Below are 13,961 nucleotides of genomic sequence, written 5' to 3' on the forward strand. Positions count from 1 at the left end.
TAAGCGCGTCCAAAATTCTTCAGCGTTGCAGATGGCCGCGTCGGTACATGCGTGCCTTGCAACTGTTCCGGCTGAATCAACTTTCCGTGGAACTCGATACAAGTCAACGTGGACCCAGCTCGTTAAAATGCACACGACCGGTGCAACAAACCGGTTTGCATTCCAGCCACTGAGACGATGGCGAGCCGGATTCCGCGCAACTTCACTGACGCCGGATTGGGTGACCGGCGAGTCTGACAGGGTGCCGTCAGTCACGTCTCTTTGGCCACCGCGTATGCGTATGTCTGAGAGACAGGAGGTTGCCGTGTTATGCATTGGTGATCTGGAGATCGACTTCGTACTACGTGAAGTGCGTCGCAACGGCACTCCGCTTCGAGTCGGCTCGCGCGCTTTCGATATTCTGGAACTTCTGAACAACGCCAACGGCGAATTGGTGTCGAAAGACGAGATACTGCGCGTCGTCTGGCCGAGAACCGTAGTGGAAGAAAACAATCTGCAGGTGCAGATTTCCGCCTTGAGAAAGGTCTTTGGCGCCAGCAGCCAATTGATCAGAACCGTATCCGGTCGTGGCTATAAATTATTGCAATGCACCAGCGCGGTCCGGGCGGAGTGTGCAGGCGATACGCTGCCCGACGGTGCTCGGGGCACGTCCGTTGACGACGCACTGGTTACTTCGAATGGCGGCGCCGTAGACCTCTTCGGCCGCGATCTCACGTTGGCGGAAGTTCTGACTGTGTTGAAACACCATGAAATGGTGACGTTAGTGGGTACCGGCGGGATCGGCAAGACACGTCTCGCGATCGAAGCCGCGAGAAAAGCCGGCTCCGCGTTTCCCGACGGTGTGGTGTTGATACCGTTCTCATCGGTGACGGATGAGCGATTTGCTCTCGACGCGGCGGCCGCCGGGCTGCGCATGAAAAACTCGAGTGGACCACTTTCAATCAACACGATCGTCGACGCGGCGCGCGGTAAGCGGTTGCTCATTGTGTTGGATAACTGCGAACACGTTGTCGGCACCGCAGCGAGCATTGCGTTGGCATTGAGAAATTCGGGCCACGCCATTTTGGCGACGAGCCGCGAGCCGCTACGAATACCCGACGAGACGTTGTATCCCGTGCCGCCGCTTGTTGTACCTGATGCGGTAAGCACGGAAGATGCCGTGATGCTAACCGGTGCGGCACAGCTCTTCCTCGCTCGAGTGAAGGGCGTCTCCCCCGAATTCACGGTGGACAAGAAAACTGTTCTTCTGATTGGTGCCGTGTGTCGCGCGCTCGACGGCATCCCGCTGGCAATCGAACTCGCTGCTGCGAGAGCCGCCTTACTTGGCATGGAGGTAATCGGCAATCGCCTCAACGACCGTCTACGGATTCTGACGGGCGGTTGCCGGACTGCGCCGCCACGGCATCAGACGATGAGGGCGACGCTAGATTGGAGTTACCGGTTGTTGAGTGATATCGAACGGTCCATGTTGCGTCGCCTGGGCGTATTCGTTGGCGGCTTTACATTCGATGCTATTTGCTTCCTCACAGTCGACCTCCACGCGTCCGCCTGGGAGACGCTCGACGCGTTCTGCGGTCTGGTGAGTAAATCGATGGTCGCCGCTCAACTCGATGGCAATAGCCGACGCTACCGCCTTCTCGAAACTACCCGCGACTACGCTCTGCAGCAGCTGGACGACAACGGCGAGCGAAATGCGGCTTTGGCCATGCACGCGCGGTATTTGCTCACATTGTTAGGCGAAGCGCCGGTAGGAGGAGCCGAGCGAACCGACGAAAGAAGGCTCGCGGATTTCACCTGTGAACTCGACAACATCCGCGCAGCGCTCGAGTGGTCGTTTTCATCATCGGGCGATCCATCGGTGGGCGTTGCGCTCGCGTCGGCAACTGTGCCGTATCTCTTCGATCAGTCACTGCTGAGTGAATGTTGCAGCCGTGCAAGGCAGGCGCTGGCAGTTTATAACTCGACAATGGATAGCGAGATTCCATCAGACGCCGTGCTGAAATTGCGCGCCTCATTGGCTGCCGGACTTGTCTATACGAACGGCCCCAGCCATGAAGCCCGGCAGGAATGGATGAACCTCTATGCCGAGGCGGTGTTGCAAAGTAACTCGGAATATGAGGCCCGCGCGCTATGGGGACTTTGGAATGCGCATCAGTTTAGCGGTGAACCCAAGGCCGCATTGCCGATGGCCCAGCGCTTCAGCGACCTCGCGCGTGGGCGGGATGATGTGATGCAATCTCTGCTTGGCCTGGGCATCGAAGGGATCACGCTGCATTATCTCGGCGATCAACCGCAGGCCCGCGCGAGGCTCGAAGAAATGCTGGCCGCCTGCGATCAACCAGCGGATCGCTCGAGCGCGAACCGGTTCGGTATCAAACATGGAATCGTGGCACGCGCGGCGCTCTCCCGGGTACTGTGGGTCCAGGGCGCGACGCAATGCGCTCTGGAATTGGCCCAGTCGACTCTCCAGGCTGCGATCGATTACGACAATGAGATGATCACTTGCTACGTGCTCGTCGAAGCGGCTATTCCGCTGGCAATCCTGGCGGATGATGTCGTGCGAGCACGGCATGCGATCACTGAGCTGCACGAGAGAGCCTTCCGTATGTCCTTCCCGATATGGATTGAGGTTTGCGCGTGTTATGAACAATGCGTTGCGGCAATGGCATCGCCAAACCCGGCTCGGTTGCGGGTCTTTTCGATCGCTATTGAGCGTCTCGCGCAAACTGGTTTTCGTGCGCCGCTGACGTTCCTGTTGTACCGCTATGCCTTGGCGCTTGCGAAGTGTGGCGACGCGATGAATGCATTGAAAGCTGTCGATCAGGTAATCAAGCATGGCGACGTGACCGGCGAGCGTTGGCTTCTTGCGGAATTGCGCCGCGTAAGGAAAATGATCCTTTCGTCCCGTGGGAATGAACCGTTCTATTGGCGTGTGAAACACATCGCCCCTCCATGCACCGATACTTCACAGCACGGAGACTCAGTCCATGCGATCGACATTTGATCTTGACGATCTTCCGGTCTCCGAGCGCTATGAGTACTGGCGGGATGTGTCGGAAAGCTTGCATGTGCCCGTGTCTGTCAGTTGCGAAGAGACAGACACCTTCACAGCGAAGTGGGACGGACGTCTACTCGGACGGCTCTTCGTAGGCTCTGCGTTTCTCAGTGAAGCGCAGCGTGTGTCCCGCACTTCGTATCATATCGGCCGTTCCACGGTGGATCCCATCGGGATCTGGATGCCTCTAACCGGCGGAATCCATCTCAGACAGGATGGCAAGGAGGCGCTGATTGGGCCAGGGCAACTTGCTGTCGTAGATCCCGCGCGTCCTTACGAAGAGTTGACGCTCAGGAACTGCAATTTCCTATGGATGCAGGTGCCCCGGCAGGACGTCGTCGCTCGAATCGGCTCGACGCAAAAGGTGACGGGCCTCGCTCACTCCGTCGATCAGCCGCATGCGCGTCTCGCAATCGAATTCATTCACAGTCTGTCCACCGTGTGGGATGAACTTGCCGCTCCCCAATCCGAACAGGTAGCGGCGCATGCGCTGGGCCTTTTAGCGTTTGCGTTTAACGCGTATACCCATGCGGCGCCTCTCACGAGCGACACGGATTCGTCGGAGCTGTTGCTGTGGATCAGGCTCTTTATCGACGAGCGCCTGGCGGATCGCAGTTTATCTGCAGAGACAGTCGCGGCAGGACTCGGCCTTTCGACACAACAAGTGCAGCGGCTGACAATAGATGCCGGTCTCGGGTTTGAAGATTTCGTGCAGGCACGCAGGCTGGCGCGATGCTTTCATATCCTGTCGGATCCACGCTTCGCCGCTTGCAGCGTACGGGATATCAGCAAGATGGGTGGCTGGCTGCATGTCGGCTGCTTTCGCAAAGCGTTCGAAACGGCGTACGACATATCTCCCGACGACTACCGGTTGCGAAACGCCTCGACGGGTCTGTGAGATCCGATGCTCTATTGTGGCATCCGCACACAGCGCAGCCTGCTCGAGGTCGTTCAAAACGAGAAGTAAAGATTTTCCTGAATCAGCAAGGCGTTTGGCTGGACTGGGGCGAATGCCGGATTCTTCTGAAATGTGATACCCGACACCGCGTAGAGGCCACGTGTCACCCGGGCGGCATATGAAACGGAAAGCGCAAGTGATGCCGCTGCCGGCGAGACGCCGAAACTACGCTCGAGCGCCTGGGCGTCGCTGCTGAAGTAGTCGCGTGTCAAGCCGATTGCGATCATGTCGCCGGGGCGGTTTTCAAAGGGACCCAGGTAGTACAGAGTCACTTGATAGTCCTTGGTGAATACGTTGCGGTCCTGCGGCGCGTAGTCGACTTTGACATCTCCGTACAGTCCGCGTGGGTCGCCGTGCGGATTGGTTATCTGCACAGTTGCGGCCAGATACGCACCATAGTTGTTGCTGCTCACCCCGCCCGTTGAGTAGTCGGTGTAATGACTGGTGTTATAAATTCCACCGGCGCGAAACCACATCGCATGGCTAGTGGCCGATGCTTCTGTTTGATAACCAAACTCGTTGACGAACATTGCCCGTGCTCCCATAACCGTCAGTCGAAAGCCCGTCGGATTGTCGGCTACGTCCGCTATCACACCCGCGGGTGTCGTGCTACGTGTAATGGAGAAATGATCGTACCAGCGCTTGCTCGAGTCCCTGACCGTCAGGTCGACCGCAGGTGTGGGCTCGTAGTACGACATCCCGACTTCAACGGGGATGACGCTGACTGGCCCTAGCGCGGCCTGCGAAGCATTGCCGCCCAGCACGACCCCGTAAAACTGGCCGATGACGGGATAGTAGCCGTATTGAACTTCAATCCGGCCGTCGAGAAAGCGCTGGTTGATTGCGAAGATGTTGACCGAGAAAAAGTGAGGATTGTTCGCGGGATAATTCGAGGTCTCCCAGACGCCACGGATGGTGAATTGGGCATCACTTGAGAAACCGACCCGCGACAGATCATACGTGAGCGTTCCGTATATGAGCTGGCTCCAGTTCGGATCCTGACCGCCGTACAACTGAGGGGTGTGGTTGTGACCCAGCACGTCATATTCATAGCTAGGGCCAAACGTCCCGACGGAAAACCCAACCCCTTTGTCGGCCAGCCATACGCGTGCGCCGCCGAGTTCAGGAAACATGGTTTCGCACGCTGGCGTACTGGTTTCTGTCTGCAATGCTCTGGTGTTTAGACGGTCGTATCTGGTGCAGTCGGCTCCAACGGTTTGCGCATGGACGCCAGTGGAGAGCGAGAGCAACCGGATCATGGTCGTCGCAATGACAACCCGCGCGAATCGGGCGATTTGTTTCATGCCATCCTGGTTCGATCAATTGCCTTATCTCGCTCCGACAAGATGGTTTCCGGCAGGGGCGACCCACGACCGGGGTATTCCAGATACGAGGCGGAGTGTACGGTTCGAACTGGACGCTGTCCTTAAACAGGATTGAAAAATTATGATGATGCAGTCAGCCTGGAAGACCAGATAAGCGTCGACTATCCCGACGATCAACGCGTGCGATGACTGCGGACATGAGATGCCGGCAAGCATCGGCGAGAAGCGACAGGCAAAACTAGCGAGACTGATTGGACGCACGGTAGTCGCGAGGCGACATTCCGTAGAACGACTTGAACGACCGGCTGAAGTGCGCGTTGTCAGAAAAGCCCCATCTAGACGCGATTTCCGCAATGGAGAGATCCGCGTTGCCAGCGGTGGTCAGATCCTTGGCACATTGTGTGAGTCTTCGCTCGAGCACATACTGGCGGTAGTTTAGGCCGCCTTCCGAAAGCAGTCCGTGCAGATAACGAGTCGAAAACTGCATCGCGGTTGCGACTTTCCCGAGATCGAGATTCACGTCCGCGAGATGCCTGTCGATAAATGCCCTGGCTAGACGAAACTGCGCGGTTCGATGAACCGTAGCATGAGTCTGCACCTCGTCCATGCGTTCCCACAATGCCATGACGAAAAGATCGGAAGCGATGATGCCGGCTTGGCTCGCCGCTGCTTGCTCAATAGCGTCAAGGACGATGGAGAGACTATGGGCGAAATCGACCGCAAGTCGTGCGTAAGGGCGTTCACGATCAAAGCCGATCGCCGTGATGTCTTCTATTCGACTGATCTTCGACGTCAGCAGGTTGCGCGGGAGGAGGAAGAAAATGAACGTCAAGTCTTCAACGATACTTTCCTGGTAAGGTCTGGCGGGATCAGTGACATAAAACTCACCCGGACGGATGAGCGTATGTTTGGAATCCTGAGCGACGTAGATTGCACCCGACAGCGGCACGATGAGTTTTATCCGGTCGTCCTCGGAGCGTGCAATATGCTCTGTTCTTCTATCAACGTCTTGCTCACCTAGAAGGGACGTACCGGCGGTGACTGCGCCAAGGTTAGTGCCGTTGATCCAGGCATTGAACCGCTCCGGGTGATCGCATTTCACGCTGACTGGAACATAGTATGTTTCCACCTGATCGCGGTAAGCCGAAAATCGTTGGTTGACCGGCACAGAGTCAAGGCTGAAAACCGAGGGCATGGTGATCTCCCGGAGCGAGGCATGCGATTTGACAGACTAATGACCGCAATCGACGGTGTGGCGCACTGGCAGCATAGTAGATCGGAGCCGAAATGGTGCCCCGTTTTATTCTGAAGCGTGATGCGTGTGGAACGACACGGCGTATTTTTCTATTTCATTCAATGGTTAACGAATGAAATAGAAATGCGAATGAAAGATTCGTCCTTGCCGGGCGGCGGGTTTCAGAACCTGCGATAGTGACGCAACGACATGAAACCGAGCCACATTCGCGGCCGGTTTCATGGCTAGACCGATTGTTCAAGCGTTGCGAGCGGCGTGCGGGCGGCCGATCGCCAGATAGTGAGCCAGCGCAATCAGCGGGAAAGCGGTGGCGACCCCGGCGACCAGCGGCCAGCCACCGTGCTCATAGAGCGGGCTTGCGAGCGCAGAGCCGAAGGCACCGCCTACAAAAATGCTGGTCATATACAGCGCGTTCAGACGGTTTCTGCTCGCGGCATGTAACGCATAGATTTCCCGTTGTCCCAATACCATGTTCATCTGCACGGCGAAATCGAGGACGATGCCGGTCGCGACGAGCCCCGCCACGCCCCAGGCCGGATGGATCAATGCAGGCGTGTAGGCGAGCGCACCCACCACGAGCGCAATCAAGGTCGCGCGCACTGTATGACCTGCGTCGGCCAGACGCCCCGCAACCGGTGCCGAGGTTGCGCCGATCGCACCGACCAGCGCGAAGATGGCGATGGCGTTTTGCGAGAGCCCGAAATGCCGGATCAACTCGACGGGGATCGCGGTCCAGAAGAGACTGAACGAAGCGAACATCAGCGCCTGATACAAGGACCGATGGCGCAGAACCGGCATGGTGCGGACCAGGTGGCCGAGCGAACCGATCAACTCGAAGTAGGTCGCCTTGTGATCCGGCTGTCGGCGCGGAATGGTCAGCGCGAGCACGGTGGTGACGATTGTCATCACGACAGCGGCGGAGCCGAACACCGCGCGCCAGCCGAAATGTCCGGCGACCATGCTTGAAATCGGCCGTGACAGCAGAATGCCGAGCAGCAGTCCGCTCATGATGGTGCCGACCACTTTGCCGCGGCTTTCGTCCGGCGCGAGATGAGCGGCGAGCGGAATCAGAATTTGCACGGCCACCGAGCTGAACCCGACGAGCAGCGAGATCACGAGGAACCAACCCGGCTGATGCGCGAAGGCCGCCGCGGTGAGGCTCACGATCGACACCAGCGCGGTGGTGATCATCAGCTTACGGTTCTCCAGCAGGTCACCCAGCGGTACGAGAAAGAACAGGCCGAATGCGTAGCCGATCTGCGTCAATGAAACAATCAGGCTCGCGGTGCCGCCGGACATGTGGATGGCAGGCGCGATCAGCTCGGTAATGGGTTGCGCGTAGTAGAGATTCGCGACGATGGCACCGCAACAGAAAGCGAACAGCGCGATCAGGCCGCTTGTCATCTTTGCCGGACTTGCGCTGCCGGCAGTGGTGGACGACTGGGTTGACATGAAAACTCCCTGAAATCAAAAATGGATAAACGTGGATTCGGATGTGAGCTCAACGAGCCGCCGACCACGACGGCGCGTCGTTTTCGAGCGCTCTCACGCGGCGTTCCGTTGCGCGGCCGAACGCAGTGCATGCGCAAATACAGCGGGCGGTTGCGCGCCGCTAATGAACTCACCTGCAACCACGATGGCGGGAACCGCCTGAATGCCGAGTACGTCCGCCTGGGCGCGCGCCGCATCGATTTCCTGATTGCCTGAAGCGCTCAGCAGATACGCACGAACCTGGTCCGAATCGAAAGCATGTTCGGCAGCGATGGCGGCCAGCGTATCGAGCGAACCAATGTCGCGGCCTTCCGAGAAATAAGCCGCGTAGATGGCTTGATAGAGCGCAGCGGTCTTCTGCGGCTCGTGACGATCTTGAGCGAACTGCATCAGACGATGCGCGAGACGCGTGTTCGGCGTGCGCAGCACCTTGTCGTAGTTGAACTGGGCGCCTGCTGTCAGTCCGGCGGCAGCGACCTGCGCGTCCATGCTTTGCGAGCGTGCCCAGCTTCCGAATTTTTGAGTTCGATAGCTGCGCCGGTCCGCACCTTCGGGCGGCATCGACGGGTTCAACTCGAACGGCACGTAACGGATCGAAACGGCCGCGCCGACACCGGAATCGGCGAGCGCCGCGGCGAGATTTCGTTGACCGATCCAGCACCACGGACATATGAAGTCGTAATTGACCTCGACCTGAATGGCTTGCATGTTGCATCCCTCACTAGGTAACGCACACAGCATAGGCGTTGCGAGAAATTTTATGAATGGGGCTAAAATGCAATCCCACGTTGCGTCGGGCGCAACCCAGTCATCGTTGAGGCCATACATTGGACAAGCTCCTCGCCCTGAATACGTTGCTGGAGGTGGCTGATGCCGGCGGCTTTTCGAAAGCCGCCCAGCGTCTGGGTGTGGCCACTTCGTCGGTTACGCGTTTGATGGACTCGCTGGAAGCCTCATTGGGTACTGCGCTTCTGACCCGGACACCGAGAAAGGTCAGTCTCACGGACGCAGGCATTGCGTACGTCGAACAGGTCGGCAAGGTGCTCGACGATCTGGCCGAAGCGGACGAGAGCGTATTCGATAGCGGCGCGTCGCCGGTCGGCGCGCTGCGCATCGCGGTGCCGTCGACCTACAGCAGGTTACGGCTCGGTCCGCATCTCGCGGCTTTCCTGTCCGACAATCCCCGGGTGTTTCTCGATGTTGTCGTCGCGGATCACTTTGCCGATCTCGCGCTCGACAGAATCGACGTTGCGATACGAATCGGCCTGCCCAATCGCGACGCCAACCTGGTCGTCAGAAAGCTCGCGGACAATCCACGCTACGTGGTGGCGAGCCACGACTACCTCGAACGCGGCGGCACGCCGCAAACGCCGCAAGCGCTCGATACACACGAGTGCCTGCGCGTGGCGTACGGCGGCGGCTATCGGACTCGCCAGATCTGGACCTTCCGCCGCGAGGCTGTGGGGCAACACACTGAGGCTCGCGTCGAAGTGCGCGGCCATTTGCTGTCGAACAGTCTCGACATCCTGCTCGAAGCCGTGCTTGCGGGACGCGGCATCGCGTTGCTACCCGAGTGGCTGGTCGCCGCCGAGATTCGCGCGGGACGCCTGATGCGCCTCTTCGAGAACTTCGACGCGACTCCTCATAGCAGCGATGCAATCGTCTACGCAGCGTATCTGCCTAATCGCCGCCACTCCAGCAAAGTGCGGGCCCTCGTTCAGTTTCTCGAAGCGCGGCTTCACACCTCGCTGGAAGGCTGAGAGCCGGGCGCAGTCAGAGAGGCTTTGTCACTTCGATCAAACCTCGATCTGTCTGCGCAAGTTTTCGCCACCCAAGGGCATCTGACGCAGACGCTTGCCGGTTGCATCGAACAACGCATTGGCGAGCGCACCCGCGGTTGGCCCCATCGAGGCTTCGGCGCTACCTAGAAACGGCATGCCGGGCCGGTCGATCAAATGCACCTTCACGCTCGCCGGTACCGCCGGGAAGCGCATGATCGGATAGCTGCTCCAGTCAAAGCTGCGGATCTGCTTCGTATCGAATTGCAGTTCTTCGTATAGCGTCCAGCTCGAAGACTGGATGATGCCGCCTTCAATCTGATTGCGGACACCGTCCGGATTGACGATCTGACCACAATCGACCGCGGCGACGGCATGCTCGACGCGCACCAGGCCCGTTTCACGCTCGACCGAAAGCTCGACCGCAATCGCGACATAGGCCATGAGGTTCTTATACTTGCCGAACGCAAACCCCACGCCGCGCCCAGCTTGACGCGGCGGCCGCGGCCAGCCGAATTGCTTCGCCGCGAGCCGGATCACATCCTGCGCACGCGCATCCTGAAGGTGCTTCAGGCGAAACTCGACAGGATCCATCCGTGCGGCAAACGCCAACTCATCCATGAAGCTTTCAATTGCAAACACGTTGGTATGCGCGCCTAACGAACGCATGGCCGAGGTGGGCAGCGGCATCGTCGGCGAGAAGTTGTTCATGACGTGCACGTTCGGCAGCGTGTAGAGCGGGATTGCATTGCGATCCCCGCCGCCCTCGGGCTGCACCATCGGCGTGGAGGGCGCGGATACGAATGGCTTCGCCAGCAAGGTGGCCGGCATTAACCGTCCCGCGTTGACGATCCGCTCGTTATGAGAGCTGCTCCATAGCGCGTAGTCCCAGTTGACGATATTGTTTTGCGCGTCGAGCGATGCGCTGACCTCGGTGACCATCGCGGGCGTGAAATGGTCCCACGTATGCTCCTGGTCACGCATCCATTGCACGCGAACCGGCTGTCCGGGCAACGTCATCGCGATCAGCGCCGCGTGCGCGGCCGCATCGTCGGCGCCGTTGTGCCCATAGCAGCCGGAGCCTTCAGTGTGGATGCAGCGGATCTTTTCCTTCGGCATCGAGAGCATTTCCGCCAACCCGTCGCGCAATGGATAGACGCCTTGCGAGTGGGTCCATACCGTCAGCGTGTCGTTCTCGAACGTGGCGACTGAACATGACGGGCCGATCGAACCGTGCAACAGATAGCGCTTGATATAGGTCGCGCTCAGCGTCTTGACCGGCGCGGCCGCGGGCGAATGAGCATTGGCGATCTCGATCTGTTGCGTGGCGATTTTCTTGAGTTCGCTGTGGACGGTGTTGGGATCAGGCAGTGGGCGGCCGGCGCTCCATTTGCTGCCGGCCGAGAGGGCCCTTTGCGCGAGGACCGCTTGCCATTCGCCCCTTGCCACTACGGCCAGCATGTTGCCGTTTTTGACGACCTTGACTACGCCGGGCATCTTCATGACCTCGGCTTCATTGGTGTCCAACAGGTGAGCCTGATAGGCAGGCGGCAGCACCACGCGCGCGTGAACCATGTTGGGCAGGTGCATGTCCTGCACATAGCTCGCACCGCCGGTGAGCTTGCCTGGAATGTCCAGACGCGGCAGCGACGTGCCGATCACCTTGAAAGAGTGCGGATCTTTTAACGGCGAAGTGGGCGTCGCCATCCGATGCAGATCGACGGTTTGCACGGCCTCGCCATAGGTCACGCGGCGCCCGTCCGGCGCGGCGATCACGGCGTCTTTGACGACGAGCGTCGCGCTATCGACACCGAGGCGTTGCGCGGCCGCGTCGACGAGAATGCCGCGCACCTGGGCGGCGGCATTGAGCAGTGCGGTGCCGCTGTCGGCAATCGTATGGCTGCCGGCCGTCAAACCTTCGTCCGGCGAGAGGCCCGTGTCGGCGGTGAGGAACGTGATGAGCGACGGCGCCATGTTCAGTTCTTCCGCAGCCACCTGCAGTAAGGCCGTGCGTACGCCCGTGCCGAGTTCCACCTTGCCGGTGAAGACCGTCACCTTGCCGTTGGGCGAAATCTTGATCCACGCGTCGAGCAACGGATTGGTCTTCAGGCTGCCAGCGAGCGCTTCGGTTTGCTTGCCGATCTGCACGGCTTTGCCTTCATCCGCGATGACTTCCTGGGCGAGTGCATTCACACCGGGAACCAGGCTGAAACCGACCACGAGAGCGCCGGACAGCATGAAGCGGCGGCGCCCTTCGTCGACGTGATCGTCGTGTGCGCTCATTGCGTGACTCCTTTGCCCGATGCCACGCCGGTCGAGGCATCGGCACCGCCGCCTTCGGGTAGGCCGGCCACTTGCCGGATCGCCGCCAGAATGCGCATGTGGGTGCCGCAACGACAAAGGTTCGGTTCCATGTGTTCGCGCAGTTGCGCTTCGGTGGGATGCGGCGTGCGATCGAGCAGCGCCTGGGCGCGCATGATCATGCCCGCGATACAGTAGCCACATTGCGCAGCCTGGTGTTCAACAAAGGCCTTTTGCAAGGCGCCCGGATGTTCAATCGTGCCCAGGCTCTCGATGGTTCGAACCGCGCGATTGCCAATCGCCGATACGGGCAACAAGCAGGAAAATACCGCGCGATCGCCCACAATGACCGTGCATGCGCCGCATTGTCCGAGCCCGCAGCCGAACTTGGCCCCATGCAATTGCAAGTCATTGCGCAGCGCGTAGAGTAATGGCGTGGATGGATCGATATCCAGGGCGTGCTGCACCCCATTTACTGAGAGCTGGATCATCGCGTCTCGTTCTCCTTTCTCACCTTTGATGCGGTGTCGCTGACCGCGTCCCATCGAATGCGCGTCGAGTAGCTCGAGCGTAGATAGGCCGCCAGATCGGCGAGCTGGTCGTCGCTGAATACATCGCCGAACGGCGGCATGTAGTTCACTGCATCCTCGCCGTGCCAGGGCACGCCGCCGGCCATCATCTGGATCGCATTGCGCGGGGTGGTTGCGTTGACCGCGGTACTGAAGGCAAGACTGGGCCGTGTGCCGATGGTTTGCATCGGCGAGCCGCTGCCGTGACAGGACGCACACGAGCCGTTGAACAGGATCGCGCCGCGCTGAACGCTCGCTGACTGGGCATCCTGCATCGACTCGGAGGCTGTCTTCACGACTGTCATCACGGCCGGTTTCTGAATCGAAAGAAGATAGGTGGCGATGGCTTCGACGTCTTCTTGCGGCACCGTGGCCAGGTCGTGCGTGACCGGCAGCATCGGGCCGGCGGCGGCGCCGTGCTCGCTCGCGCGGCCGGTCCTCAGGTACGTCACCAACTGTTCCCTGCTCCACGGTTTCACGGCATCGCCCAACTGGTTGAGGGGCGGTGCCTCCCAGCCATCGACCTGGCCGCCATCGAACGCCTGGCCGGATTTCTCACCGCCGATTGCGTTCAACGGAGAATGGCAGGCGGCGCAATGTCCCAATCCATCCACCAGCAAATGCCCCCGGTTCCATTCCGCGCTCTGCGATGCGTCCGCCGCGCGCTCGCCGGGCCGCAGAAACAGCACATTCCAGAACGCCACCAAGGGTCTGAAATTGAGCGGGAAGATCAGCTTGTTGTCGGGCGTGGTTGCGTTGACCGGATCGCGGCTCATCAGGTATGCATAGGCCGCCGCGATGTCGTGGTCCGACATTCGGGTGAAGTGGATGTACGGAAAGGCAGGGTACAGTGGGTGGCCGTCGCGTGCGATGCCGTGGCGCAGCGCCCGTGCGAAGGCTTCCTGCGACCATGCGCCGATGCCCGTTTCAGGGTCCGGCGTGATATTGGTCGCGTAGATCGTCCCGAATGGCGTGGCAAGCGGCAAGCCGCCGGCAAACGGCTTGCCGCCCTTGGCAGTGTGGCACACCGCGCAGTCGCCGAGCGCCACGACGCGGGCGCCGTCGAGCTTGAGTTGGCGGTCGAACGAGGAAGCAGCAGGGGGACGCACCTCGGCGAGGCTGGGCTCCCACATGATGCCGGCCGCAACGGCGCACGCCACGACAACTGCGGCAATGGCCGCGAAAATGATCGGCTTGCGAGTCATCGCAGCACCTTCCGCAAAAAGAAT

General features: G+C 59.8%; 10 protein-coding genes. 3 read left to right on the top strand and 7 right to left on the bottom strand.

Going from position 1 to position 13,961, the window contains the following annotated elements; translation table 11 throughout:
* Nucleotides 1–280 precede the first annotated feature (280 nt).
* On the top strand, nucleotides 281–3,004 hold the full coding sequence (locus tag PQR32_RS01860) for an ATP-binding protein (RefSeq protein WP_408221874.1): 2,724 nt from the start codon (nucleotides 281–283) through the stop codon (nucleotides 3,002–3,004).
* Nucleotides 2,988–3,953: an AraC family transcriptional regulator gene (locus PQR32_RS01865; RefSeq protein WP_408221875.1), complete on the top strand. Its 966-nt coding sequence runs from the start codon at nucleotides 2,988–2,990 to the stop codon at nucleotides 3,951–3,953. Before PQR32_RS01860 ends, PQR32_RS01865 begins: the two co-directional genes overlap by 17 nt.
* 53 nt (nucleotides 3,954–4,006) lie before the next feature.
* Here the strand turns inward: PQR32_RS01865 and PQR32_RS01870 are convergent, their stop codons facing one another.
* From PQR32_RS01870 to PQR32_RS01885, 4 genes are all read right to left on the bottom strand, one after another.
* On the bottom strand, nucleotides 4,007–5,317 hold the full coding sequence (locus tag PQR32_RS01870) for a carbohydrate porin (RefSeq protein ID WP_408221876.1): 1,311 nt from the start codon (nucleotides 5,315–5,317) through the stop codon (nucleotides 4,007–4,009).
* A gap of 259 nt (nucleotides 5,318–5,576) precedes the next feature.
* Nucleotides 5,577–6,533, bottom strand: a complete 957-nt coding sequence (locus tag PQR32_RS01875) for an AraC-like ligand-binding domain-containing protein (RefSeq protein ID WP_408221877.1) — start codon at nucleotides 6,531–6,533, stop codon at nucleotides 5,577–5,579.
* Between the two features lie 297 nt (nucleotides 6,534–6,830).
* Entirely contained in the window at nucleotides 6,831–8,045 is a 1,215-nt protein-coding gene (locus tag PQR32_RS01880; RefSeq protein ID WP_408221878.1) for an MFS transporter, read from the bottom strand.
* A gap of 93 nt (nucleotides 8,046–8,138) precedes the next feature.
* Nucleotides 8,139–8,792 (bottom strand): DsbA family oxidoreductase, encoded by a 654-nt coding sequence (locus PQR32_RS01885; RefSeq protein WP_408221879.1) that lies wholly within the window; start codon nucleotides 8,790–8,792, stop codon nucleotides 8,139–8,141.
* A 119-nt stretch (nucleotides 8,793–8,911) separates the two neighbouring features.
* On the opposite strand from PQR32_RS01885, the gene PQR32_RS01890 reads away from it, so the two are divergent.
* Nucleotides 8,912–9,844: a LysR family transcriptional regulator gene (locus PQR32_RS01890; protein ID WP_408221880.1), complete on the top strand. Its 933-nt coding sequence runs from the start codon at nucleotides 8,912–8,914 to the stop codon at nucleotides 9,842–9,844.
* A gap of 36 nt (nucleotides 9,845–9,880) precedes the next feature.
* Here PQR32_RS01890 and PQR32_RS01895 read toward each other — a convergent pair whose 3' ends face one another.
* Genes PQR32_RS01895 through PQR32_RS01905 form a run of 3 tightly spaced genes read right to left on the bottom strand, consistent with a single transcriptional unit; the run spans nucleotide 9,881 to nucleotide 13,937 of the window.
* Nucleotides 9,881–12,145, bottom strand: a complete 2,265-nt coding sequence (locus PQR32_RS01895; RefSeq protein WP_408221881.1) for a xanthine dehydrogenase family protein molybdopterin-binding subunit — start codon at nucleotides 12,143–12,145, stop codon at nucleotides 9,881–9,883.
* On the bottom strand, nucleotides 12,142–12,654 hold the full coding sequence (locus tag PQR32_RS01900) for a (2Fe-2S)-binding protein (protein ID WP_408221882.1): 513 nt from the start codon (nucleotides 12,652–12,654) through the stop codon (nucleotides 12,142–12,144). The genes PQR32_RS01895 and PQR32_RS01900 overlap by 4 nt, the downstream gene beginning before the upstream one ends.
* On the bottom strand, nucleotides 12,651–13,937 hold the full coding sequence (locus PQR32_RS01905; protein WP_408221883.1) for a c-type cytochrome: 1,287 nt from the start codon (nucleotides 13,935–13,937) through the stop codon (nucleotides 12,651–12,653). Before PQR32_RS01905 ends, PQR32_RS01900 begins: the two co-directional genes overlap by 4 nt.
* Between the last annotated feature and the right edge of the window lie 24 nt (nucleotides 13,938–13,961).

It is taken from the genome of Paraburkholderia dipogonis, assembly GCF_046027395.1.
Lineage (GTDB): Bacteria > Pseudomonadota > Gammaproteobacteria > Burkholderiales > Burkholderiaceae > Paraburkholderia > Paraburkholderia dipogonis_A.